Here is a 23,738-nt window from a genome sequence, read left to right as displayed (position 1 = left end):
CGCTAACCGCCCATCCGTTTGCGTGGCCTGTTTTTTGCGGCGCTCTTCTTTTTGCTGGTTGCCTCAAGGTCTTTGATGCTCGTCTCGAAGCCGCCCACCAGCGCTTCATAGAAAAGCGCCAGCTCATGAAGCTGGTGTTTGGCTTCCGGCCGATCAATCGCTGCCTGTGCCCCGCGCACGATGTCCATCTTCTCGCGCTGGCGTTTGACGCTCGATTTGAGCAGGGAGAAGTACGGTTCCTGCCGCATAGCAAAATAATCCTGCCGCTCACCTGGCACAGTTCTGCGCTCCAGAATGTCGAGGTTTTCAAGGATGCGCGCATTGGTGCTGACGCTGCCCCGGCTGATCTTCAACGTCTCCGCAATCTCCGAAAAACTCAAAACGTCGCCAACGATCACAAACAGACCCCACAAACGTCCCGCGATACGAGGAATACCGTCGGCTTGAGCCATGAAGCCCATGCGCTCAATCAGATCGATTTCTGGGTCGGTCAATTCAATCGCCACTCGCTTCTCCCTTCATCTGAAGACGATACATTTAATACATTCTGTATGTTTAGTATATACTAAACATTTGAAACAAGCAGTATGGAATTTTTTGGCCGTCAGTCCGGCAACGCTCGTAGGCGGGATGGTGCTTTCGTGCCGCCAGTGATTCCACAGGATGAACCGGGTTGAGGGCGTCCGGGTGAGTATCGAGACAGGCTGTGAGCAAGTTCATGCGTTCTGGAACTACTGACGCGTATATCCAAAAACATACCCGCAAATACCCATTCGCAAGCTTTGAAAAATTGACAATCTTTGTCAATTTGTGTCATCGTGGAATGAGATGAGGAGGTTCGTTATGGCGACGATGAATGTATCGCTTCCCGATCCCATGAAGGAATGGGTCGAAGCGCAGGCCGGAGAAGGCCGATACAGCAATGCGAGCGATTATGTCCGCGACCTGATCCGCAAGGATCAGGAGCAGCAGGGTAAAATCGCCCATATGCAGGTTCTTGTGACACAGGCGCTTGAAAGCGGCACCAGCAAGAAATCCATGAGCGGTATTTTGAGCGAGGCACGCAAACGTGCCAAGCGCTCATAGCGGTAGGCGATGGCCTACAAGCTCACCCAAAAAGCCGAAGACGATATTATTGCCGTTTATCTGGAGGGGTATGCGCTGTTTGGCGAGGCGCAGGCCGATACCTATCACGCTGCGCTGGAGCAGGTTTTTAGGTTCCTCTCTGACAACCCAAGAGCAGCCCGTGAGCGCACCGAGATCAATCCGCCAGTGCGGTGCCATCCCCACGGCGCGCATATCATTATCTATCTCATTGAGGAATCAGGTGACGTGCTGATCCTGCGGGTTCGTCACGCCCGCGAGGACTGGGATACCGACCCGGTCTAAGCCCTTAGCGGTGATATTACTGGAAATGATTCCGGTTCGGCGTGGCGCGGCATTTGTTTCGCAGTCGGGCAAGGTGATCCGCATGAGTCTGGGGACGCGCGGCACGATCCCATTAAGTTTTGAGTGACGCGGCTTTTGCACCGCCGTGTTGAGAGCCTTTGAGGATCATGGGTCAATCCTCCTTGATCCCAAGTGCACGCATCAGCGCAGCCTTGGCCAGAAGGGCAAGCGTACCCGCCAACTCCGAGCGACCAAGGGCTGCCAACATCTTGGCCGCAACAGCCTGATCCATTTTCGGGCTACGGCTCATGCGGGACTTGGCAACCGCGCTACCCCTTGGCAGCTTGTGCCGTGCATACGCGCTGACCGTTAGACTCCCCGCCGCTACTTTCAGTGCTGCATGTTCGTCTGGCGTCATGCGCACGGACAGCACGTAAGAAGGGGAGCGGGGTTTTGAAGTCATGGCCAATCGGGCAAGCACAAGCAGCGACACATCCGGTGCGGCGGGTTACGCACCAGATTGCGGCATCTCTAGGTTGGAGTTGGGGGAAAGGGGAGCGCTACACACGCTCAAGGCGACGGGTCAGGTGGGTCAAAAAACGTGTCATGACCCAGATCATGCGCCTCTAGCTGAGCGTTCCAGTCTGCTAAGGTATTAAAAAAGCTGGTTCGATGTTTGGTCGTCTAGCTCCACCAAGATTTTCCCGTGCCACAAACTGCCGACGATATGGGAATGATCGCCGTCGGCAAGACTGTTTAGTGCGTTGGCTGTGGGGGAATGATATGTTCGTGGCGTGTTTATCCGGACGCAGGGCAGGCTGGTGGTGTGAGAAAGTCATGCCACGGCTCGGGGGAGTGGAATGCCGTCCATATCCGGAAGGAGAGCGTGCGTTGACCGCGCTGCGTTCTGCGGGCTTTGATGGTTGATATTGTTTCGGGCTACGTCTTCTACGAGATAGCTGCGCTGCTTGTGCTTGCTGCCGCCATTGGCTTTGTCGGTCTGCTGCTAAGGCAGCCGTTGATTGTGAGTTTCATTGCGGTCGGTGTGCTGGCGGGGCCGTCAGTGCTCGATGTGGCGCAGTCTGACGAATATATCGACCTGCTGGCAGAGCTTGGCATTGCCATTTTGTTGTTTCTGGTCGGGCTCAAGCTTGATCTGAAACTTGTCCGCACGCTTGGTGCCGTGGCGCTTACCACCGGGTTGGGCCAGGTGGTGTTTACGTCGGCATTCGGATTCCTGATTGCGCTGGCACTTGGGTTTGACTGGGTGACTGCGGTTTATATCGGCGTCGCGCTCACGTTCTCGTCCACCATCATCATCGTCAAACTCCTGTCGGACAAAAAAGAGATTGACGCGCTGCACGGGCGCATCGCGCTCGGCTTCCTGATTGTGCAGGACCTGGTTGTCGTGATGGCGATGATTGTTTTGTCAGCGGTTGCGCAGGGACAGGCTGCGGGCGGGGCAAGCGGCACAACGGCGGGGTCCGGTGCGCAGGCGGTTGCCATGGTGTTTGTCTATGGCGTGGCGCTGGTGGGGGCGGTGCTGGTGTTTATCCGCTATATTGCGACACCGCTGATTGGTCGCATGGCGCGCTCGCCTGAATTGCTGATTGCTTTTGCAATCGGCTGGGCGGCGCTGCTGGCAGCCGTAGGGCACTATCTGGGCTTTGGTAAGGAACTGGGCGGACTGCTGGCCGGCGTGTCGCTTGCCTCGACGCCGTTTCGTGAGGCCATTGCCGCGCGGCTGGCTGCGTTGCGTGATTTTTTGCTGCTGTTCTTTTTTATCTCGCTGGGTGCTGCGCTCGACCTGTCCATTCTGGGCGAAAATGCCTGGGCGGCGATCGTGTTCTCGTTGTTTGTGCTGATCGGCAACCCGCTTATCGTGCTGGCCATCATGGGGGCCATGGGCTACCGCGCACGCACGGGCTTTCTTGCCGGGCTGACGGTGGCGCAGATTTCAGAGTTCTCGCTCATCTTCATGGCAATGGGGTTGTCGCTCGGCCATGTCACACAGGGCGGGCTGGGGCTGGTCACGCTGGTCGGTCTCATCACGATTGCGGCGTCCACCTACATGATCACCTATTCTCACTGGCTGTATGAGAGGGTGGCACCCTTTTTGGGTGTTTTTGAACGCAAAGGTACGCCACGGGAAACCGAAGCGGCCACTGACAACAGCGTTGCCGGGCCACAGGTTCTGGTGTTTGGGTTGGGCCGCTATGGGGGCGCCATTGCCCAGCGCCTGCAGAACAGTGGCCAGCGGGTGTTAGGGGTGGATTTCAACCCGGTGGCCGTGAAGCTGTGGCGCGAGCAGGGTCTTGATGTGGTGTATGGCGATGCTACGGACCCGGAGTTTCTGGCACACCTGCCGCTTAAACATGCAACTCACGCAGTGGCCTCCATGCCGGAGCATACCGCCTCATTTGCAACGGGCGATCCGCGCGCCTTGCTGGCGGGGGGGCTGCGTGCGGCAGGCTTTGCCGGACAGATTGCGGCGGTGTGCCATCACGCGGCCGACCGTGCAGAGCTTGAGGCTGCTGGTGCTACACTGTTGCTGGAGCCGTTTCAGGATGCGGCTGACCGCGCCGTCGAACTGATTTTGGGAGAGGCTTCGGTGGAGCGGATTGATGTGATGGACCCTCTGGAGCAGGAAAATATGCCCGTGGCCAGGCATTCGGTGGAGGCGATACGCAATGATTGAGACGCAGCCGATGAACCATCAGGTGGGCTTTAAAAAGCTTCTCGTTGTCTGCAGTGGCTCTGTGGATGATCGCAAGGCGCTGCGCCGGGCCGCTGTTTTGGCGGATGAGGGCGGTGCAGAAGTTGAAATCTTTTCTGTGGTTGGACCCCAACCGGGAGCTGATTTTGTCAGCACGCTGGGTGGGGCCTCGCAGGACCGCCTCGACGCTCTGCGTCGGGAAGATCGCAGCACGGCAATCACAGAACATCTGCAAGAGACCGGGCTGTCAGCGGATACCTCCATAACGGTTGTAACAGGCAAACCGTTTTTGGAGATTGTGCGTCACGTCATGGCGTCAGAGTGTGATCTTGTGGTGAAGGCTGCCGTTCACTTTGGCGCACTGCATCAGCAGATTTTTGGCAGCGAAGACCTGCACCTGCTGCGTAAATGCCCGGTGCCTGTCTGGATTGTACGCGATGCTCATGTCAGTGATGCGGGGCCGATACCGCAAGCCATGCCGGAAAAACCACTGGTGATTGCTGCGGTGGATTTTGACCTTGATGCTGATGATGATGCGTCTGCCGTGTCATCTGAGGAAGCACTGAATCAACACATTGTTGGTGCAGCCCTTGAGATTGCGAGAGTGCACGGGGCGGGCCTTACATTGATCCATGCCTGGGAGGCTCCTGCAGAGGGTCTGCTGCAACGCGCTGCACCCGGCATATCAACAGATGAAGTGACCGCATATGTGCACAGTGTGGAGCGGCGGCATCGCGCAGCGCTGGACGTGCTGGCAGGCCAGGTCCGCAGCGCAGGCGCTGCGGCAGGTGTACCCGTGTCCGGCATATTGCTGCGGGGTGATCCTGACGAGATCATTCCCGCGCATGTTAATGAAGCTGGGCCATTGGCGCTGGTGATGGGCACTGTAGGGCGCTCCGGCATTTACGGCGTCATTATAGGCAATACAGCCGAAGATATTCTGACGGCGATCGACGGGTCAGTGCTTGCTGTAAAGCCACCGGATTTTCATACGCCGCTGCACTTCGAGGACTGACCGGCTATTTCAATCCGGCTGCGGCCAATTGTATAGTTGTGGCTCCTCTGTTCACGGGGCGCATGGGCTTGGCCTACCGGCATACACTCAATTCAACAACATACAGGTTCGATGACCTGTGCATGTTGCTGGCAAAAGCAAGCCCGTTGAGGTCCGGGGACGTGCTGGCGGGGCTTTCGGCTGCCAGCGGCGAGGAGCGGGCGGCAGCATGTTATGCGCTGGCCGATGTGCCGCTGCGGCAGTTCTTGACGCAAGCCGTCGTTCCCTATGAGACGGATGATGTCACACGCCTGATTATGGACACACATGACGCGGCTGCGTTTGCAGCTATCAGCGGGCTGACAGTTGGCGGGCTGCGCGACTGGCTGCTGAGCGATGAGGCAACTGCAAAGACGCTGGCCGGTCTCGCACCCGGGCTTACGCCGGAAATGGCGGCGGCTGTCTGCAAGCTGATGCGCAATCAGGATCTGGTGGCCGTGGCGCGCAAGTGCCGCGTGGTGACTGCCTTTCGCTCTACGCTTGGGCTTGAGGGGCGGCTCGGCGTGCGGCTCCAGCCCAACCACCCGACCGATGACCCCAGGGGGATTGCCGCCTCGATTCTGGATGGGCTGATGTATGGCTGCGGCGACGCGCTGATCGGCATCAACCCTGCGACGGACAGCGTCGATGCGATGGTGCAGCTATTGCACCTGATCGATGACATACGCGTGCGTTTTTCAATTCCCACCCAGTCATGCGTGCTGGCGCACGTAACGAATGCGATCGAGGCTATGCGGGCCGGTGCGCCTGTGGATCTGGTGTTCCAGTCTGTCGCCGGTACGCAGAAGGCCAATGAGAGTTTCGGCATTACGCTGGCACTGCTGGCAGAGGCCCGCGAAATGGCACTGGCACTGGGTCGCGCCACCATGGGCAGCAATGTCATGTATTTTGAGACAGGGCAGGGGGCGGCGCTGTCAGCCGACGCGCATCATGGTGTGGACCAGCAAACCGTTGAGGCACGGGCCTATGCGGTGGCCCGGCATTTTGATCCGTTTCTGGTTAATACGGTGGTGGGCTTTATCGGTCCGGAATATCTGTATGACGGCAAGCAGATCCTGCGCGCCGGGCTGGAGGATCACTTTTGCGGCAAGCTGCTGGGCGTGCCGATGGGGGTGGATGTTTGTTACACCAACCACGCCGAAGCGGATCAGGATGATATGGACGCGCTCCTGACAATGCTTGGTGTTGCTGGTTGTACGTTCGTCATGGGTGTTCCGGGTGCGGACGATATCATGCTGAGTTATCAATCAACGTCATTTCATGACGCGCTGTATGTGCGTGATGTGCTTGGTCTCAGGCCCGCTCCTGAATTCGAGGCATGGTTGCAGCAGATGCGCATAATGGATGGTGAAGGGCGCGTTCGCCCGCAGGTATCGGGCGGAACGGGTGCGGGCCGGCTTATCGGGTATGACGGAGCACCATCATGACGGCCCGCGATCCGTGGGGCTTTCTGCAGGCCCATACGGATGCCCGCATCGCGCTTGGTCGTTCGGGCAACGGGCTGCCTACGCGTGAAGTGCTGGCGTTTCGTATGGCACATGCGCAGGCGCGTGATGCGGTTTATACGCCGCTTGATGCAAAGCTGTTGCGCGGACAGATTTCAGCGGCGGGTGTTTCGCTGCCGGTTATCGAGGTGTCATCACAGGCACCGGACCGGACGACATTCTTGCAGCGGCCTGATCTTGGTCGCCTTCTCACCGACGAGGCCAAATTGGCCACACGGGAAATGTGTGACGTGGTTTTTGTGCTGGCGGACGGGCTATCGGCAAGGGCGCTGCACGAAAATGCCGTGCCCACGCTTGCTGCGACGCTGATAGCGCTTGAGGGGTGGCGTGTCGGGCCGGTTGTGCTGGCGCGGCAGGGGCGGGTGGCGCTCGCAGACCCGATCGGTGAACGTGTAAACGCGCTGCTCAGCGTCATCCTGATTGGCGAAAGGCCGGGGCTTTCCGCGGCGGACAGCCTGGGTGCCTATCTTACCTATGCGCCGCGCACGGGTCGTCAGAACGCTGACCGCAACTGCATATCCAACATTCGCGCAGGCGGTATGTCGCCTGCGACCGCCGGGCACAAGATAGCCTATCTGCTTTCGCGCGCCCGCGCGATATCCGGCACGGGTGTGATGCTCAAGGACATGTCAGCCCAAACCGGCCAGATCGCGCCCTAGCTCATCTTGAAGCGGATAGGCACTGATTTTGGGCCGCAGACAAAATTGGCGAGCATACGCGTAGGCGTGCCGGCAATCTCCACGTGATCGAGGCGCGGCAGGAGTTCTTCCCACAGGGCCCGCATTTCCATGCGGGCCAGATGTTGGCCAAGACAGATATGTGCCCCATGACCAAAGGCGATGTGGCGGTTGGGCTGCCGGTTGACCTTGAACTCGAACGGGTCATCGAACATGTCCTCGTCGCGGTTGCCGGACGGGTAGCACAGCATCATCCAGTCGCCCTTGGAGATCTTTTGGCCCGACAGTTCGGTGTCCTGTGTGGCGGATCGCATGAAGTGCTTCACGGGAGTGACCCAGCGGATGGATTCTTCCACCATCATGGGAATGAGCTTCGGGTCTTCCTTTACTTTGCGCAGTTCTTCGGGGCGTTCGGCAAGCGCCCACATGGCACCTGCTGTTGTCGAAGATGTGGTGTCATGACCGGCGGTAGCGACAATGATGTAGTAGCTCATGGCTTCCAGCACGCCCAGGGGTTCACCATCAATCTTGCCGTTGGCGATAACGCTGGCAATGTCAGCGCGAGGGTTCTTGCGGCGGTCCTCGGTGACAGCGGAAAAGTATTCGATGAACTCGGCAACCGTACCGGACAGCGCTGCCAGTGCCTCCTTGGGGTCGCCTCGTTCCTTGCCGGTGCGGTTAAGCTCCGGGTCAGCCGCACCAAACAGCTCCTGTGTCAGTTTCAGCATCTTGGGTTCGTCTGATGAGGGAACACCCAGAAGTTCCATGATGACGTGCAGCGGATAGAGGAACGCTACATCCTTGGCGAAGTCGCATACGCCATCATTGGCGCGGCCGACTTCTTCCATGTGATCCACAAAACTTTTGGCGATCTTGCGGACCTGCACTTCCAGCGCTTTCAGTTCCTGCGGCATGAAGTTGTCGGCGGTGATGCGGCGGTAATTCTTGTGGTCCGGGTTGTCCATCTGCACCAGCGAGCGGACCAGATGCGGTGAGCCACCCATCATTTCACGCACGGCGGTGTCGGTGTTGATATCCACCAGTGTGGTGGCCTTGTCGCCATTGTGGAAAATGTCGTTCTGGCGTTCGACCTGCATGATGTCCTTGTGCTTGGTGACGACCCAGAAGGGCTCAAAGCCGGGAGGCTGCGCGACGCCCAGCGGCATCTCAGCGCGCAGTTTTGCGAAAGCCTGATCCACCCGGTCGCCATCCGCATAAGCATAGGGGTCCACGATGGCAATCGCGGTCTCTTCGGAAATATTGGGGTCGATCATTGGGGACGTCTCCTCGCGGTGGGTTTTCTTTTGTCGGCGGATGATGGCGGGCGCGGGGTGTGACTTCAACCATTTGCACGTTGATTTTGCGGCTGTTTTTCGTGTTTGGATCTAATCCTTGTGATTGCCGCAACGTCACGCTGGTGTTGCGTGCATAACTGACCTGCCTTGCGCTGTGGCGAAGCGGCGGCGTAGAAAGAAGACGACCATCGGTTCGCTGGAAACAGCGATGAAAAGGGAATGCGGTGCGGGCTCGCAATCGAGTCCTAATCCGTAGCTGCCCTCGCAACTGTGAGCGGTGAATGCTCCGGCCATTATGTCACTGGTGCTGCAAGGCACCGGGAAGGCGGCCGTAAGCGTGACGACCCGCAAGCCAGGAGACCTGCCGGTGCGAGCATCGCCTTAAGGCGTCGTGCGATGGGCGCGATCCTTGCGGGAATCCCCGCTTTGGCGACTGCGTTTTTGTAAACGTGGCGCCGGGGCGGGATGGCATGGATTTTCCAAATACCTCTCTCCAAGAGCCGCCGCGCGTGGGCGCACGCCGCCGCGCGGATTTTGAAGGGATACGGGTCATGCGACTCTTTGATCTATTAAGGGCAGGCGATTTCTTGAGAGCCGGTCTGGTGCCTGCTGCATTTGCATGTCTGGTTGTGATTGTGCCGCACGCGGCACCGGCACAAGAGGACGTCCAGGTGGCAGGCGCGTTTGAGCTGCCACCTGTTGTCAGCAGCGCCAGCCGCCTCGCAGCAGGGTTGTCGTCCTCCTCAGTGACGGTGGTGGACAGTGACGCGATTGCGCGCCACCCCGGCAAGACGCTGCCGGAGATTCTGGAGACGGAGGCGGGGCTACACACGCGCGACTTTTTCGGCAACGGCACGTCGTCTTTCAGCACCGTTGATATTCGTGGGTTTGGCGAACAGGCCACGCAGAACACGCTGGTTTTGGTGGACGGTCGGCGGATCAACGATCTTGATCTTTCAGGTGTTCAGTTCACGCTGGTGCCGCGCAATGCCATTGCGCGCATTGAAGTTCTTCGCGGGGCTGCTGCTGCCGTGCTGTACGGCGAAGGTGCTGTTGGTGGTGCCATCAATATCGTCACCCGCGGCGGTGTACCTGAGGCGGGTGTGCAGGCGTCGGTTGGGGCGGGCAGCTTTGGCTATCGACGGGCGCAGGGCATGTTCGCGTTCGGAGGTACGCCCGCACATGTGGCGCTGTCAGCCGACGTGACGCAAAGCGATGGCTATCGGCGCAACAACAAGCTGATGCGGCATGTCTATGCTGCCAACGTGACCATCGATACCGGCTGCACAAGCTGGCGGGCCGGGGCCTCCTACAACACCGAACGAGTTGGGTTGCCCGGCGGACGTCTTGTGGACTCCAGCATCGGCCTTGACCGTGTGAACAATGATCCCAAGGGAACCGCGAACCCGAATGACGTTGCCGAAGAGCGCGGGGTGCGTTTTGAGGCGGGTGGACAAACGCAGCTTGCGGACGGCATCACGCTGATTGTCGATACCGCGTATCGGCGCAGTGTCACGTCGAGTGATTTTTTCAGCCAGTTCACCCGCGATGACCGTGCCCTTGGGACGGCCACGTTCACACCGCGCATAACCTATTCAGGCGCTGCAGGCGGTCATGCGGTCAATCTTATTGCGGGCGTTGACGTGACGCATACAACGGCGGATGTGGAGCGACGCTTTATCGGATTTGCAGGCGGGGCTGATTTTGATGGCCGGCAGACATCCGTTGCGGTGTACGCGCAGGGCGATGTGGGGCTGACGGAGGCATTGGTACTGGACGCAGGTGTGCGGCTGGTACGCACAACGGCCAGGCTGGAATCGCCGCAAAATGCTGCTGCCCGCAGCAACGAAAGCGATTTCGACATATCGGCAAACCTGGGTCTTGCCTATGATGTGAGCGAAGCCGTGACCGTTTTCGCACGTGGCGGGCGGGCTGTGCGGGTTCCCACGATTGACGAACGGGTCGGCACCCGCGTTGACCCGCTGACGTTCCTGCCGGTGACCTTTGCACTGGATACTCAAACGTCGTGGGATGCTGAAGTGGGCACCACGGTGGCTATTGGGCCGGTGGATGCAAGGCTCTCGGTCTTTCAGATGACAGTAAATGACCAGATTGCGTTTACGCCGGATACAATTGCCGTGTTTGGCTTCAACACCAACCTCGACAAGACACGTCGTCGCGGTATTGAGTTTGAAGCTGCCGCTGATCTGGGTGCAGGTTTTCGTATCAAGCCACAGGTCAACTGGACAGAAGCTGTGTTCACCAAGGGGCAGTTTGACGGAAACGATGTACCCGCTGTGCCAAACCTGACAGGCGGTGTCGGTCTTGACTGGACCGCCGATGCCGTATGGGTCGGGGTCAATTGGCGCTATGTGAGCGAGCAGCGAATGCTGAATGATCAAGGCGCGACGTTTCCGAAAATCCCATCCTATTCGCTGGTGGATGTTTCCGCCGGTGGGACGCTGGGGCCGGTAACGCTCAAGGGCGAACTGCGTAACGCATTTGACCAGGAGTACTATGCGGTTGCGGTGGCGTCGGACACCAACCCCACCCGGTATTCGGCATTTCCGCTGCCAGGGCGGGCCTTTTATGTGGAGGCATCGGTTGCGTTCTAGCGCTATCGGACGACGCACGAGCCGGCTGGCTGGTGCAGTAATGTTTCTGGCCGGGGCGGCATTTGCCGCCCCGGCTTTTGCTGCTGAGGACGCTGTTCCGCAGCGTATTGTTTCCATCAATCTGTGTACGGATCAGATATTGTTGTCTCTTGGTCTGGGTGCCCGGCTGGTGGCCGTGTCTGATCTTGCGGACGATCAAGACATCTCGTCCATGTGGCAGGCAGCACAGATAGTGCCGACAACGCCCGCAGCGCTGGAAAGTGTTGTTTCTCTCTCGCCGGATATGGTTTTTGCCGGTGCGTTCGGGCACGCCCGGCTTACGGCACAGCTTGAGAAACTGGGTATCCGCGTCGTACGCATTGCCGACGCGGCACGGCTTGCGGACATTGCGCAGACATATACCGAGGTTGCAGCCTATGCGGGGGCAGCGGAGACTGCCAAAAACATTGCGGCGCGGCTTGAGGCGCTTCTTGCCAAACCGTCAGCGCCTCGCACCATGAGTGCGCTGCTGGTGTCGCCCGGCATGTTGGTGCACGGGCCGCAGATGCTGGGTGGTGCGGTTCTGGCCCATGCCGGTTACGTCAATATGCAGGGGGCTTATGGCGATACTACGTACGTGACACTTGAGCAGTTGGTGACCGCTCCACCTGCCAGACTGTTTATCGCCGAGCAGGTGGATGCCGCACCGTCGCGGTCAGGCCGTCTGTTTGCGCATCCAGCGCTATCGGGGGCTGTGGATGTTGAGCGCGTGCCGCCGTCAGCGCTTTTGTGCGGGTCGATTGAAACAGTGCGGCTGGCAGCGCAACTGGCGCAGGAGGTGTCGGCACAATGACCCGTCCCCTGCTGTTTTTGGTGTTGCTCACACTTCTGGCTGTGTTCAGCGTTTTGTCGCTGGCGGTAGGGCCTGCCGGTGTCGTATGGCCACTGAGTTCGTGGTGGGAGAATGCAGGCCATCAGGGTACGGATGGTATTGTGTTCTGGGACTTGCGGATGCCGCGCACGCTTGTGGCCATTCTGGCCGGAGCTGTGTTGGGGCTTTGCGGCGCGGCATTGCAGGGACTATTGCGCAACCCGCTGGCTGACCCTGCGCTGCTGGGCATATCGGGCGCAGGGGCGCTGGGAGGTGTTGGCGCGCTTTACTTCGGCATTGCTTCGTTGAGCATTGTCGCCATGCCGCTGGCGGGGCTTGGTGCAGCCGCATTTGCAATGGCTGCATTGTTGCTGCTCGCAGGTCGACAGCCGCCACCCGCAACGCTGATTTTGGCCGGGCTTGCCATCAACGCGTTGGTGGGGGCGCTCACCTGGCTGGCACTGGCGTTGGCTCCAAGCCCGTTTGCAGCGGCTGAAGCCCTGACCTGGATCATGGGTACGCTCGATGCAGCGTCAATGCAGGACGCTGCAATGATTGCGCCCTTCGCAGCGCTGTGTGCGGTGCTGCTGTTGCCTCTGGCCAAGGGGCTTGACGCGCTCGCGCTGGGGGAGGATGCGGCGGCATCACTTGGGGTTATGCCATCCCGCATCAGGCTGATGGCGGTGGCGGGAGTGGCGCTTGGCACCGGGGCTGTTGGTGCCATGGTGGGCGCGCTTGCGTTTGTGGGGCTTGTGGTTCCCCACGCGTTACGACCTCTCGCGGGTGCGCGGCCCGGCGCGTTGCTGTTGCCGTCCATAATCGGGGGAGCTGTGTTGACGCTGGCTGCTGACGTTGTTCTGCGCACAGGCTTCAGCGATGTGCGGTTGCAGCTTGGAGTGCTGACGTCCTTGTTGGGTGCGCCGGTGTTCCTGTGGCTCGTCATGCGATCACGGTTTGGAGGGCGGGCATGATGTTGCGGGCGCTCGACATTTCTGTGGCCTTTGGAAAAAGGGTTGTTCTCAAAAAGGCGTCGCTTGCTGTTTCATCGGGAGAGGTTGTTGGCGTCATAGGGGCCAACGGTGCGGGCAAGTCAACGGTGTTGCGGGTGCTTGCGGGGGTGCAGGTAGCTGATGCGGGGCGCGTGGCGATCGGGCGCAACCTGCTGACTGGGATGGACGCGCAGGCGCGCGCGGGGCATGTGGGGTATCTGCCCCAGCGTCCTTTGGTTGACTGGCCATTGAGCGTTGCAGAGGTTGCCGCTCTTGGACGGTTGCCGCATCTGCCGTGGTGGCAAGGGGCTGAAGCGGGGATGGGAGATGCGCCGGTGCGCCAGGCACTTGCGGCCTGCGACCTTGAAGATATGTCAGACAGGCGGGTGGATACGCTGTCGGGTGGTGAGTTCGCGCGTGCCATGTTGGCGCGGCTGCTTGCCGGACAGCATGACGTGTTGATTGCCGACGAACCGATCGCTGATCTTGACCCGCCACACCGGGTGGATGTGATGCGTATTCTGGCGGGCGAGGCAGCGCGTGGTGCGGGGGTTGTGGTCGCGCTGCATGATCTGTCGTTGGCCGACAGGTTTTGCGACCGGGTGATTGTGCTGAGTGGCGGGCATGTGTTTGCTCAGGGTGCGCCACGGTCTATTCTTGATGCGGGTGTTTTAACACGCACTTTTGGTGCGCCATGCACCGTGGCTCGCAGTGACGGGCATCTGGCGGTTATGTTTGATGGCTCGCCAGCCCACCACTCGATTTAGCAGGAATAGACTCATGGTCAGGCTTACCTCAATCACAACCAAGGGCGGCGACGGCGGCCAAACCAGCCTGGCGGACGGCACCCGCGTTGCAAAGTTTGACCCGCGCATTGTCGCTCAGGGCAGTGTGGACGAACTCAATGCCAGTGTTGGTGTTGCATTGCTCCATCTGGCCGGTGAGGAAAAAAATGTTCTGACCCGTATTCAAAACGACCTGTTCGATCTGGGTGCCGACATCACCATTCCTGAAACTGCCAAGGCGGACACTTCCTTGCGGGTGACACAGAAAATGATTGATCTGCTGGAAGCGGATATTGAGCAGGTGAACCAAACGTTGGAGCCCTTGAGTTCTTTCGTGTTGCCCGGCGGCACGCCTTCATCGGCGCATTTGCATGTTGCGCGCACCATTGCCCGGCGGGCCGAGCGGGATGTGTGGGCGCTGGCGGATGCAACAGCGATCAACGCGCTGATCGGCACCTATCTCAACCGGCTGAGTGATCTGTTGTTTGTGATGGGGCGCGCCGCCAATGACGGCGGTAAGGCAGATGTCTTATGGGTGCCTGGCGGCAGCCGACAGGCGGGTTGAAATCATATAAAGAAACCTTTATGTCGTTATGTCGGTGAAGCTGCCAACTCGCAGTTTTCCGGCATTTTTGGCCTGAAGGACCCTGGTTTCATGACTCGCGATGATCGCCTGACCGCCCTCCATGACGCGCTGACCAAGCGTATTTTGGTGCTCGACGGGGCTATGGGCACCATGATTCAGCGGCACAAGTTCTCTGAAGAGGATTATCGCGGTACGCGTTTTGCCGATTGGGCCAAGCCGCTGCAGGGCAACAACGACCTGCTGGTGCTGACCCAGCCCGACGCCATTCGCGACATTCACACCGCCTATCTTGAAGCCGGGGCTGATTTCGCCGAGACCAACACATTTTCTTCCACCACCATCGCGCAGGCGGATTACGGGATGGAGGATCTGGCGTATGAAATGAATGTGGCTGCCGCCGCGCTGGCGCGCGAAGCGTGTGATGCGCTGGCAACGCCGGAGCGTCCGTGCTTTGTGGCGGGGGCGCTTGGGCCAACCAACCGCACGGCCTCACTGTCACCGGATGTGAATGACCCCGGCGCGCGCAATGTGACGTATGACGAGCTGCGGGTTGCCTACAAGGAAGCGACCAAGGGGTTGATCGACGGCGGTACGGATGTGCTTCTGGTGGAAACCATCTTTGACACGCTCAACGCCAAGGCGGCGCTGTTTGCAATCGACGAAGTGTTTGAAGAGCTTGGTTTCAAACTGCCCGTGATGATTTCAGGCACGATTACGGACAGGTCGGGCCGTACATTGTCCGGCCAGACGTCGGAAGCGTTCTGGTATTCAGTGCGTCATTCCCGGCCGATGTCGATTGGGCTCAACTGCGCTCTGGGGGCTGATTTGATGCGGCCCTATGTGGCTGAACTGTCGCGCGTTGCCGATGTGCCTGTCAGCGTATATCCCAATGCGGGCCTGCCCAACGAGTTTGGCGAATATGATGAGACACCCGAACAGATGGCCGAGGCGCTTGGTCGGTGGGCGGACGATGGCCTGTTCAACATCGTAGGCGGATGCTGTGGCACAACGCCGGATCATATTCGTGCGATAGCGCAAGCAGTTGATGGCAAAGCGCCGCGTACGATTCCGACCATTGAAAAACGCATTCGCCTGTCGGGTCTTGAACCCTTCACGGCACCTGCCATTGCACTGGATGCTGCTGAATGACTGACAATACGCAGGCGTCAGGCGGCGCGTTCATTAATATTGGCGAGCGCACCAACGTTACCGGATCAATCAAGTTCAAGAAGCTGATTATCGACGGCGATTTTGATGCAGCGCTTGATGTGGCGCGTGACCAGGTTGAGGGCGGGGCGCAGGTCATCGACATCAACATGGACGAGGCCATGCTGGACTCCAAGGCCGCGATGGTGCGGTTTTTGAATCTGGTGGCGTCTGAGCCCGACATTGCACGGGTTCCGGTGATGATTGACTCGTCCAAATGGGACATCATCGAGGCTGGTCTCAAATGCACGCAGGGCAAGGCGATCGTCAATTCGATCTCGCTCAAGGAAGGGCCTGAGGCTTTCATTGAGCACGCCAAAAAGATCCGCCGCTACGGCGCTGCCGCCGTGGTGATGGCGTTTGATGAGGATGGTCAGGCGGACGTTGCCGACCGCAAGTTTGAAATCTGCAAGCGCTCTTATGATGTGCTGGTCAATGAAGTTGGCTTCCCGCCGGAAGACATCATTTTTGACCCCAATATCTTTGCGGTCGCGACCGGCATTGAAGAACACAACAACTATGCGGTTGAGTTTTTTGAGGCGACGAAGCGCATTCGGGCGGAGTTGCCCTACTGCCATGTGTCGGGCGGGCTTTCGAACGTGTCGTTTTCGTTTCGCGGTAACAATGCGGTGCGTGAAGCCATGCACGCGGTGTTTTTGTATCACGCCATTCCGGCGGGCATGGACATGGGCATCGTCAACCCGGCATCACTGACGGTGTATGACGAAATCCCCGAAGAACTGCGCGAGCATGTGGAGGATGTGATCCTCAATCGCCGCGAGGATGCAACTGACCGGCTGCTTGAGATTGCTGACAAATACAAAGGTGGAGGCGCAACGGCAAAGGTCAAGGATCTGAGCTGGCGCGAGCAGCCTGTTGCGGCACGCCTGAGCCATGCGCTGGTGAACGGCATAGCTGATTATGTGGTCGAGGACACGGAAGAAGCACGGCTTGAGGCCGAGCGGCCGCTGCATGTCATTGAAGGGCCGTTGATGGACGGCATGAATGTGGTGGGCGATCTTTTCGGTGCCGGCAAGATGTTTCTGCCGCAGGTTGTGAAGTCTGCGCGCGTTATGAAAAAAGCCGTTGCCCATCTCATTCCGTTTATCGAAGCGGAAAAGACAGTGGAAGAGGCGGCGCAGGCCAAGGGCAAAATCCTGATGGCAACGGTGAAGGGTGATGTGCATGACATCGGCAAAAACATCGTTGGCGTTGTTCTTCAGTGCAACAACTACGATGTGGTTGATCTGGGTGTGATGGTACCTGCTGAAAAGATTCTGGAAGAAGCCATCAAGGAGAAGGTGGACATTATCGGACTTTCCGGGCTCATCACGCCCTCGCTGGACGAGATGTGTTACGTCGCCGCTGAAATGAAGCGCCAGGGTTTTACAATTCCGCTGCTTATTGGCGGGGCAACAACCTCAAAGGTGCACACCGCCGTCAAGATTGCGCCCAACTATGACAACCCGGTGATTTATGTGACTGACGCCAGCCGGGCTGTAGGTGTTGCATCCAACCTGCTGTCAGACACAGCGCGTGATGCCTATACCGCCGAGATTGCTGCGGACTACAGGCAGATGGCTGAAACACATGCAGCCAAGCGTGACACAGCGGTGAAATTGCCGATTGCCAAGGCGCGTGCCAACAAGGTTCCGATTGCGTGGGAGGGCTATGAGCCACCCAAGCCATCGTTCCTGGGGCTCAGGACTTTTGATGATTATGATCTGGGCGAGCTTGTGAGCCGCATCGACTGGACGCCGTTCTTCCGCACCTGGGATCTGGCGGGCGCGTATCCGCAGATCCTCGACGACAAGGTAGTGGGCGAAGCCGCGACGAGTCTGTTTGCGGATGCGCAGGCGATGCTGCAGCAGATTGTCGGTGAAAAGTGGTTCAAGCCGCGTGGCGTTATCGGCTTCTGGCCTGCCAATGCGGTGGGCGACGACATTGAGCTTTATGACGCCGAGGGGCGCGATGGCCCCAAAGCCGTTGTGCATACGCTGCGCCAGCAGATGGAGCGCAAGGGTAAGGGGGCGGACCGGCCCAACTACGCGCTGGCTGATTTCATTGCACCCAAGGACACGGGGCTGGCAGATTATCTCGGTGGCTTTGCGGTGACTACGGGTGACGAAGTGGAGCAGCGGGCGAAAGCCTTTGAGGCAGATCAGGATGACTATTCATCCATCATGGTGAAGGCTCTCGGCGACCGACTTGCGGAAGCCTTCGCGGAGCGGATGCATGAGCGTGTGCGCAAGGAGTTCTGGGGCTATGACCCGGACGAAGAGCTGAGCAACGAAGCACTGGTTTCGGAAGCCTATCGCGGCATCCGCCCGGCACCGGGTTATCCCGCGTGCCCTGACCACACCGAGAAGCGCACGCTGTTCGATATGCTTGAGGCTGAAAAAAATACAGGTCTGGAGCTGACGGAGAGTTTTGCCATGTTCCCGGCAGCCGCCGTGTCAGGCTATTACTTTTCTCATCCGCAGGCGGAGTATTTTGGTGTTGGCCGCATCCACAAGGATCAGGTGGAAGACTATGCCAAACGCAAGGGTATGGAGCTTCGGCAGATCGAGCGCTGGTTGCAGCCCAACCTGTCCTACGACTTTACCGGCTGAGAAAGACGCGTGAGCGCTGTACCCCCTTCTCTTATTGAGGATGCGGCGCACCGCCTGGAAGGCCATGCGGTTGAAACGCCGCTTCTCCACAGCCCGGCGTTGGATGCACTGACTGGCGGACGGATATTTCTCAAGGCTGAGAACCTTCAGCGGATCGGCGCGTTCAAGTTTCGCGGGGCCCATACGTGTTTGTCGCGCTTAACGGACGATGTGCGTGCGCGCGGTGTCGTGGCGTGGTCGAGCGGCAATCATGCGCAGGGGGTTGCGGCTGCGGCGCAGCATTTTGGTGTACCTGCAACCATTGTGATGCCGCATGATGCGCCTGCGACAAAGCGCGATGCGACACTTGCTTTGGGCGCGCAGATTGTGGGCTATGACCGCGCGACGCAGGACCGGCAGGCGATTGCCCGGACCATCGCTGATGAAACCGGACGCATGTCTGTGCCACCTTATGACCATGCGGATGTGATTTCGGGGCAGGGCACCGTCGGACTTGAAGTGCTGGCGCAGCTTCGCACCGTGGGTGAAACACCGGAGCAAATCATCATACCGTGTGGCGGTGGCGGGCTTACGGCGGGCATTGCAACGGCCATCAAGCAGTCACTGCCGCAGGCCGATATATTTGTCGCGGAACCCGACGGCTATGACGACACCCGTCGCTCCCTTGAGTCTGGCGAGCGCGTCCGGCTGGACGGCCTTGGGCACACCATATGTGATGCATTGCTGGCGCCAATGCCCGGCGAGCTTACCTTTGAGATCAATTCAAGGCTGGTGACGCAGGGCTTTACAGTGAGCGATGCAGATGTCGCGAAGGCCATGCGGTTTGCCTTTCACAGGCTTAAGCTTGTGGTGGAACCCGGTGGGGCAATCGCCCTTGCGGCATTGCTGAACGGGGCGCTTGATAGCGCAGGCAAAACCACGGTTGCGATTTTGAGCGGCGGCAATGTGGATTCAGCGCTGTTTGCTGATGTGCTTGAGGAAAAAATCTAGCCGGCAGCCTTACGCAAACATGGCGTCCACTGCTTCCTGATCCACGCCTTCACCGGCGGCGGCAGGGCCGTTAAGCAGATGCGCATCGGGGTCGCTGTTCTTTTTGGTGCTCTGGATTACGCTGCTGTCCAGCAGGTCAGCCGTGCGTTGTTCGAGTTCCTTGAGCACGGCCACAACCTTGCTTATGCGCTGACCGGTGATGTCCTGAAACGAGCACGCGGTAAAAATCTCGGCAGTCAGTTCGCCGATCTTTTCGCTTTGCGCCATGGCTTTTGGGCTGCCGTTATCCAGTGCTGCAACGTCGGCGGCCACCGTATCCATGTGTTCGGCGGCTTCCAGAATGGCGGACGTGGCGTTTTCGGTCGCCTCCACAATGGCATCCAGTTCGCCGGTGGCTTCATCTACGCGGGCACCCGTTGAATGCGGGTCACGCAGAGCCGCGATTTCCGCGCGGGTCGCGGCGATGCTAGAGTTCATGGCTTCAAGCTGGCCACGAATCTTCTGCAATTCGGCTTCTGCCGCGTTGCTTTGCTGCGGCATCGGGCGTGTGTCTGGCATATGCTTGCCCCGGTCGTTGATACACTTATGGCGTGTATCATTGGCTATTTTAGTTTCTGAATAGTTGAGAACAAAGCAATGGACCTGCCGATCAATATTGAGGCTGTAAAAGGCTTTCTGGCACCCGAAGAAGGCCGTGCCCTGCATGATGCGGCGCGGGATACAGCGGCGCTTGGACCTGCGCTTGAAATTGGCAGTTACTGCGGAAAATCAACGGTTTATCTGGGGCTAGGCGCGCGTGCCGGGGGTGGTCAGGTGCTGGCGGTGGACCATCACCGCGGTTCTGAGGAGAACCAGCCTGGCGCGATGTTCCATGACCCGGATCTGGCGGATGGCCATGGCGGGATAGATACGCTTCCGCATTTTCGCAAGACGATGCGGGACGCGGGGCTGGAGGATGTTGTCATTCCGGTGGCGGCGTCAGCGCGGGTGTTTGCGCGCGTATGGGCTCAGCCGTTGGGGATGGTGTTCATTGATGGCGGGCACACACTTGAAGCCGCGCTGGTGGACTATCGCGCTTATGCACCGAAGGTCGCACCGGGTGGCATTCTGGCAATTCATGATGTGCATCCGGACCCTGAAACGGGCGGGCGGCCGCCTTACGAGGTTTATGAACTTGCGCTCGCGTCGGGGCTGTTTCGCGGGCTAGCGCTTGTGGACACGCTGGCGCTGCTGCGGCGCCTCGACGTCTGATACATCAGGAAGCGTGTGCTCGATGAGGACGTTTGCAGCTTTGGTTGTTTGCGTTACAGCGTCTGCGGCCAGAATGACGGCCCCCGCAGTCCACGCCGGACGCTCGGCGGGCCATGGCTTGCCGACATCGGTCTGGATACCCATCCAGTATGCGCCGTCCTCGTCGCGGTGGTTGTGCTGCCAGGCCAGCATTTGTTCTGCCCGCTCTCGCTCGCCGGCACCTAACAGCGCGAGGCACAACTCGGCTGACTCAGCAACCGTCACCCAAGGTTCGTGCACCACGCAGCGGCACCCCATGCCTTCCTGCACGAACTCATCCCACCGCGAGGCGAGCTTGGCGCGCGCCGCAGCTCCCGTCAGTGCGCCGCCAAGCACGGGGTAGTACCAGTCCATGGAAAAATGACTCTTGGGTTCCCAGGTGCGGTCGAAGCGGTGCGGCTTGTTGCGCAGGGCGTCGCCCAAGGCGTCTCGCGATGCGATCCAGGTGCGTGCCAGGTTTTCCTCACCTAGTGCTGCGGCTATGTGGGCTGCGTGCTCAAGGCTTTTGTGAATGGAAGACGACGCGGTGATGAGGGCGTCGTCGGGCGCATCGGTATTGCGGGAGGCCCAGCGGATGTCGCCATGTTCAGACTGGTGACTGGTGACAAAGTCGAAGGCGGCTTTGATGGTTGGCCAGAAGTGGCGCAAAAAATCCATGTCATCGGTCAGCACATAGTGGTGCCAGATACCGGTGGCGAAGTAGGCGGCAGAGTTGGTGTCGCGCTCGTATTTTTTTTCCTCCTGCTGCTCGCCTGTATAGCGCTGCTCGTCTTCATCCAGTGGCACGGCGGAGCCCATCTCCATCCACCACGAGCCTTCATCCAACTGCGTATCAGCAAGGTGCTGGTAGGCGCGCACGGCTTCGTCGCGGTGTCCCATTACATCAAGTGCCATGGCAGCTTCGATGTGGTTCCACGGGTCAAACACGCCGCCGTCGTACCAGGGAATAGAGCCGTCAGGCCGTTGCAGTTCGAGGATGCGGGCAACCGCACCGTCAAACAGGCCGTCTGGAATGGGAGTACCCTTTGTGAGCCGTGGCGTTGTCACGCTGTGGTTCCCTTGCGGAAGTACATCACGACACTCTTGCCCATCAGCGGGTCTGCGATCTTTTCAAGCAGGCGTGTCAGCCATGGACGCTTGACAATGTCCCACGCCAAAAAGCGGTGGTAGGTGCGGACAAAAACGTTTTTGTCGTCGTGCACGCCGACAGCGCATCTGAGCCACCAGTAAGGCGAATGCAGGCCGTGAGCCCAGTGGCGCTTGAGGAATGACAGGCCCTGTGCTTCAACCGCACCGCGCAACTGGCTTTCACGAAAAATGCGGACATGACCACCGGGGGTGTTGTGATAATCTTCGGATAGCGCCCAGCAAATGCGTTCTGGCCAATAGCGGGGCACGGATACGCCAAACGTGCCGCCGGGCTTGAGCACGCGGTTTATTTCCTGAACGGCACCCAGATAATCAGGGATGTGTTCCAGCACTTCCGAGCAGATGATCTTGTCGAAGGTATTGTCCGCAAACGGAAGTTTCAGTGCGTTGCCGACGGAAAACCCAAAGCTGCGGGCGCTTGAGGGATCAAGGTCGGGAAAATCCAAAAAGCCCTTGCGGGCCTTTTGAACATCGTCGAACAGCAGATCCACGCCAACGGCCTGAATGGTGTCGCGCGCGAAATAAACGGCGTGCATGTGGCGGCCCTCGCCGCAGCCAAGGTCCAGCACACGATCACCGTCGCGCAGATCAAGCCTCTCGAAGTTGACCGTTCGCACGACCGATAGTCTCCAGATAAATCTTTTCCAGGTTTTCCGCCGTGCGGCTCCATTGAAACTCGTTGAGGATGCGCGCGCGTCCGTCGGCGCCCACCTTGTCGCGCAGGGCCTTGTTGTCCAGCAGGGTGGAAATGGCTTTTGCCAGGGCTTCCGGGTTGGAGTTCGGCACCACCACGGCAGCATCGCCGGCCACTTCCGGCAGCGACCCGCCATCAGTGGCGATGACCGGCGCGCCGCAGGCCATGGCCTCGCCACACGGAAAGCCAAAACCTTCGTACACGGAGGGTGAAATGGCGATTGTGGCTTCCGCATACATGCGCGCAATGTCTTCGTCGGTGAGCCCGCCGGATACGAATTTCACTTTGTGCTTGATACCCCGGCGCTCAAGTTCTTTTGACGTGTTGCCTTCGCGCAGAGAGCCGATGACCACGAGTTCGAGGTCCGGATACTGCGGCAGCAACTGGTCGTAGGCGCGAATAAGGTAGATCAGGCCCTTGAGGGGCACGTCTGCGCTGGCGCAGGCGATCAGGCGATTGGACTTCCGCTCGATTTCCGGCATCGGCCGCCATTGCTCTGTGTCTATGCCGTGATAGCAAAGCTGCAGGCGTTTGGGGTCGAGGCCGAAGTCCTCTGATACATCCCGCAGGGTGGACTTTGACACCACGATCAGGTCTTCAAGCTGGCGTGCGACTTTGATCTGCATACTGAGGAATGAGTACCAGCGCCATTTCAGGAAGGCGTAAAATGGATTGGGCGCGTGTTTGATGTCGATGCGACGATCGCGGGTGATGGGATGGTGGATGGTGCCCAGCACCGGCATTCCCATGTCACGCATTTTGAGGAGGCCCCAGCAAAGGGTCTGGTTGTCGTGCACAATGTCGTAGTCGTTGACGCGACCCTCAGCCCATGTGGCCATGCGCTCGCCGAATGTATAGGGCTCCGGGAAGCCGCCTGAGTTGTGCCACCACCATTCCTTCACATCCAGCCAGTCGCGAATCTTGTCTGACGCGATGGCCTTGATGGGGTGGGGGTCGGCATACAGGTCCAGCGACGGCAGCTTTACCAATCGGCAGCGCGGGTCCAGCACCGGGTAGGGCTGGCCCGATACCACGTCAATCTCGTGACCGCGGTCAGCCAGCGCCTTGGTGATAAGGCGCATATAGACGCCCTGACCCCCGGTGGTGGGGTTGGAACGGTAGCTGGGCATCAGCATACGAAGGGGGCGGTCGATGCCGGGGCGCGCGCGACTGTCAACAGGCTCGCGGGGCTCAAAATCCGGCATGTCAGCGCGCGTCAGCGCCTGGCTCATGTAGCCTTACTCCTCGCCGACACAGTGCGTGCCGGTGTAATAATTGGCGGGAAACCCCACAAAAAAGAAAACATGCCTGAAAAATGGCACCGTGAGAGCGAACA

The 23,738-nt window shown here is 59.3% G+C and carries 20 protein-coding genes, 1 pseudogene and 1 riboswitch; of the genes and pseudogenes, 14 read left to right on the top strand and 7 right to left on the bottom strand.

The features are described 5' to 3' along the window. Positions 1–2: 2 nt before the first annotated feature. Positions 3–494, bottom strand: coding sequence for a GbsR/MarR family transcriptional regulator (locus tag RIB87_RS13345; RefSeq protein ID WP_350147478.1), 492 nt, complete (start codon positions 492–494; stop codon positions 3–5). A 349-nt stretch (positions 495–843) separates the two neighbouring features. Between RIB87_RS13345 and RIB87_RS13340 the strand changes: the two genes are divergently transcribed. Next, positions 844–1,086: a type II toxin-antitoxin system ParD family antitoxin gene (locus RIB87_RS13340; RefSeq protein WP_350147476.1), complete on the top strand. Its 243-nt coding sequence runs from the start codon at positions 844–846 to the stop codon at positions 1,084–1,086. A 9-nt stretch (positions 1,087–1,095) separates the two neighbouring features. Further along, positions 1,096–1,389, top strand: coding sequence for a type II toxin-antitoxin system RelE/ParE family toxin (locus tag RIB87_RS13335; RefSeq protein WP_350147474.1), 294 nt, complete (start codon positions 1,096–1,098; stop codon positions 1,387–1,389). Between the two features lie 172 nt (positions 1,390–1,561). Here RIB87_RS13335 and RIB87_RS13330 read toward each other — a convergent pair whose 3' ends face one another. Then, entirely contained in the window at positions 1,562–1,852 is a 291-nt protein-coding gene (locus RIB87_RS13330) for a hypothetical protein (protein WP_350147472.1), read from the bottom strand. Between the two features lie 456 nt (positions 1,853–2,308). Between RIB87_RS13330 and RIB87_RS13325 the strand changes: the two genes are divergently transcribed. The 4 genes from RIB87_RS13325 (at position 2,309) to eutC (ending at position 7,323) form a co-directional block, all read left to right on the top strand. Next, the gene (locus RIB87_RS13325) at positions 2,309–4,087 is read left to right on the top strand and encodes a cation:proton antiporter (RefSeq protein WP_350147470.1); all 1,779 of its coding nucleotides are present in this window, start codon (positions 2,309–2,311) and stop codon (positions 4,085–4,087) included. After that, positions 4,080–5,120 carry a universal stress protein gene (locus tag RIB87_RS13320; RefSeq protein ID WP_350147468.1) on the top strand — a complete coding sequence of 347 codons (1,041 nt, stop codon included), beginning with the start codon at positions 4,080–4,082 and terminating at the stop codon, positions 5,118–5,120. Before RIB87_RS13325 ends, RIB87_RS13320 begins: the two co-directional genes overlap by 8 nt. A gap of 68 nt (positions 5,121–5,188) precedes the next feature. Next, positions 5,189–6,586 carry an ethanolamine ammonia-lyase subunit EutB gene (locus tag RIB87_RS13315; RefSeq protein WP_350147467.1) on the top strand — a complete coding sequence of 466 codons (1,398 nt, stop codon included), beginning with the start codon at positions 5,189–5,191 and terminating at the stop codon, positions 6,584–6,586. After that, positions 6,583–7,323, top strand: coding sequence for an ethanolamine ammonia-lyase subunit EutC (gene eutC, locus RIB87_RS13310; RefSeq protein ID WP_350147466.1), 741 nt, complete (start codon positions 6,583–6,585; stop codon positions 7,321–7,323). The genes RIB87_RS13315 and eutC overlap by 4 nt, the downstream gene beginning before the upstream one ends. Here eutC and RIB87_RS13305 read toward each other — a convergent pair. Next, positions 7,320–8,615: a cytochrome P450 gene (locus RIB87_RS13305; RefSeq protein ID WP_350147464.1), complete on the bottom strand. Its 1,296-nt coding sequence runs from the start codon at positions 8,613–8,615 to the stop codon at positions 7,320–7,322. The two genes, eutC and RIB87_RS13305, sit on opposite strands and share 4 nt — an antisense overlap. Positions 8,616–8,808: 193 nt before the next feature. Continuing rightward, positions 8,809–9,019: riboswitch (cobalamin riboswitch) on the top strand. Positions 9,020–9,187: 168 nt separating this feature from the next. Here RIB87_RS13305 and RIB87_RS13300 point away from each other — a divergent pair. The 7 genes and pseudogenes from RIB87_RS13300 to RIB87_RS13270 all read left to right on the top strand — a co-directional run bounded on the left by RIB87_RS13300 (position 9,188) and on the right by RIB87_RS13270 (position 19,269). After that, the gene (locus RIB87_RS13300) at positions 9,188–11,251 is read left to right on the top strand and encodes a TonB-dependent receptor (RefSeq protein WP_350147462.1); all 2,064 of its coding nucleotides are present in this window, start codon (positions 9,188–9,190) and stop codon (positions 11,249–11,251) included. 40 nt (positions 11,252–11,291) lie between these two features. Continuing rightward, positions 11,292–12,083, top strand: a complete 792-nt coding sequence (locus RIB87_RS13295) for an ABC transporter substrate-binding protein (RefSeq protein WP_350147460.1) — start codon at positions 11,292–11,294, stop codon at positions 12,081–12,083. Continuing rightward, positions 12,080–13,072 (top strand): FecCD family ABC transporter permease, encoded by a 993-nt coding sequence (locus RIB87_RS13290; RefSeq protein ID WP_350147458.1) that lies wholly within the window; start codon positions 12,080–12,082, stop codon positions 13,070–13,072. Before RIB87_RS13295 ends, RIB87_RS13290 begins: the two co-directional genes overlap by 4 nt. Further along, positions 13,069–13,857 (top strand): ABC transporter ATP-binding protein, encoded by a 789-nt coding sequence (locus RIB87_RS13285; protein ID WP_350147456.1) that lies wholly within the window; start codon positions 13,069–13,071, stop codon positions 13,855–13,857. Before RIB87_RS13290 ends, RIB87_RS13285 begins: the two co-directional genes overlap by 4 nt. A 13-nt stretch (positions 13,858–13,870) precedes the next feature. After that, the gene (locus RIB87_RS13280; RefSeq protein WP_350147454.1) at positions 13,871–14,440 is read left to right on the top strand and encodes a cob(I)yrinic acid a,c-diamide adenosyltransferase; all 570 of its coding nucleotides are present in this window, start codon (positions 13,871–13,873) and stop codon (positions 14,438–14,440) included. Positions 14,441–14,530: 90 nt separating this feature from the next. After that, positions 14,531–18,279, top strand: a pseudogene (gene metH, locus RIB87_RS13275) (methionine synthase). A 9-nt stretch (positions 18,280–18,288) separates the two neighbouring features. Further along, complete coding sequence (locus RIB87_RS13270) at positions 18,289–19,269, top strand: threonine ammonia-lyase (RefSeq protein WP_350147452.1); 981 nt, start codon at positions 18,289–18,291, stop codon at positions 19,267–19,269. Between the two features lie 9 nt (positions 19,270–19,278). Here the strand turns inward: RIB87_RS13270 and RIB87_RS13265 are convergent, their stop codons facing one another. Beyond that, positions 19,279–19,827 (bottom strand): protein phosphatase CheZ, encoded by a 549-nt coding sequence (locus tag RIB87_RS13265; protein WP_350147450.1) that lies wholly within the window; start codon positions 19,825–19,827, stop codon positions 19,279–19,281. A 78-nt stretch (positions 19,828–19,905) separates the two neighbouring features. Here RIB87_RS13265 and RIB87_RS13260 point away from each other — a divergent pair, with 78 nt between their 5' ends. Beyond that, positions 19,906–20,520 carry a class I SAM-dependent methyltransferase gene (locus RIB87_RS13260; RefSeq protein ID WP_350147448.1) on the top strand — a complete coding sequence of 205 codons (615 nt, stop codon included), beginning with the start codon at positions 19,906–19,908 and terminating at the stop codon, positions 20,518–20,520. Here the strand turns inward: RIB87_RS13260 and RIB87_RS13255 are convergent. From RIB87_RS13255 to RIB87_RS13245, 3 genes are read right to left on the bottom strand one after another with little or no spacing between them, the layout of a single operon-like run. Continuing rightward, positions 20,473–21,606, bottom strand: coding sequence for a glucosidase family protein (locus tag RIB87_RS13255; RefSeq protein WP_350147446.1), 1,134 nt, complete (start codon positions 21,604–21,606; stop codon positions 20,473–20,475). The two genes, RIB87_RS13260 and RIB87_RS13255, sit on opposite strands and share 48 nt — an antisense overlap. Beyond that, entirely contained in the window at positions 21,603–22,325 is a 723-nt protein-coding gene (locus RIB87_RS13250) for a class I SAM-dependent methyltransferase (protein ID WP_350147444.1), read from the bottom strand. The genes RIB87_RS13255 and RIB87_RS13250 overlap by 4 nt, the downstream gene beginning before the upstream one ends. Beyond that, a complete protein-coding gene (locus tag RIB87_RS13245) occupies positions 22,297–23,634 on the bottom strand; it encodes a glycosyltransferase family 4 protein (protein WP_350147442.1) in 1,338 nt (445 codons plus the stop codon). Before RIB87_RS13245 ends, RIB87_RS13250 begins: the two co-directional genes overlap by 29 nt. Positions 23,635–23,738 lie beyond the last annotated feature (104 nt).

This window comes from Pyruvatibacter sp., from assembly GCF_040219635.1.
GTDB lineage: Bacteria > Pseudomonadota > Alphaproteobacteria > CGMCC-115125 > CGMCC-115125 > Pyruvatibacter.
This window is presented reverse-complemented; position numbering and strand designations above follow the sequence as displayed.

Coding starts and splice junctions, on each gene's coding strand:
- RIB87_RS13325 (WP_350147470.1), top strand. CDS start 2,309: ATGGTTGATATTGTTTCGGGCTACGTCTTCTACGAGATAGCTGCGCTG.
- RIB87_RS13340 (WP_350147476.1), top strand. CDS start 844: ATGGCGACGATGAATGTATCGCTTCCCGATCCCATGAAGGAATGGGTC.
- RIB87_RS13280 (WP_350147454.1), top strand. CDS start 13,871: ATGGTCAGGCTTACCTCAATCACAACCAAGGGCGGCGACGGCGGCCAA.
- RIB87_RS13260 (WP_350147448.1), top strand. CDS start 19,906: ATGGACCTGCCGATCAATATTGAGGCTGTAAAAGGCTTTCTGGCACCC.
- RIB87_RS13305 (WP_350147464.1), bottom strand. CDS start 8,615: ATGATCGACCCCAATATTTCCGAAGAGACCGCGATTGCCATCGTGGAC.
- RIB87_RS13335 (WP_350147474.1), top strand. CDS start 1,096: ATGGCCTACAAGCTCACCCAAAAAGCCGAAGACGATATTATTGCCGTT.
- RIB87_RS13320 (WP_350147468.1), top strand. CDS start 4,080: ATGATTGAGACGCAGCCGATGAACCATCAGGTGGGCTTTAAAAAGCTT.
- RIB87_RS13265 (WP_350147450.1), bottom strand. CDS start 19,827: ATGCCAGACACACGCCCGATGCCGCAGCAAAGCAACGCGGCAGAAGCC.
- RIB87_RS13290 (WP_350147458.1), top strand. CDS start 12,080: ATGACCCGTCCCCTGCTGTTTTTGGTGTTGCTCACACTTCTGGCTGTG.
- RIB87_RS13245 (WP_350147442.1), bottom strand. CDS start 23,634: ATGAGCCAGGCGCTGACGCGCGCTGACATGCCGGATTTTGAGCCCCGC.
- RIB87_RS13295 (WP_350147460.1), top strand. CDS start 11,292: ATGTTTCTGGCCGGGGCGGCATTTGCCGCCCCGGCTTTTGCTGCTGAG.
- RIB87_RS13285 (WP_350147456.1), top strand. CDS start 13,069: ATGATGTTGCGGGCGCTCGACATTTCTGTGGCCTTTGGAAAAAGGGTT.
- RIB87_RS13330 (WP_350147472.1), bottom strand. CDS start 1,852: ATGACTTCAAAACCCCGCTCCCCTTCTTACGTGCTGTCCGTGCGCATG.
- RIB87_RS13300 (WP_350147462.1), top strand. CDS start 9,188: ATGCGACTCTTTGATCTATTAAGGGCAGGCGATTTCTTGAGAGCCGGT.
- eutC (WP_350147466.1), top strand. CDS start 6,583: ATGACGGCCCGCGATCCGTGGGGCTTTCTGCAGGCCCATACGGATGCC.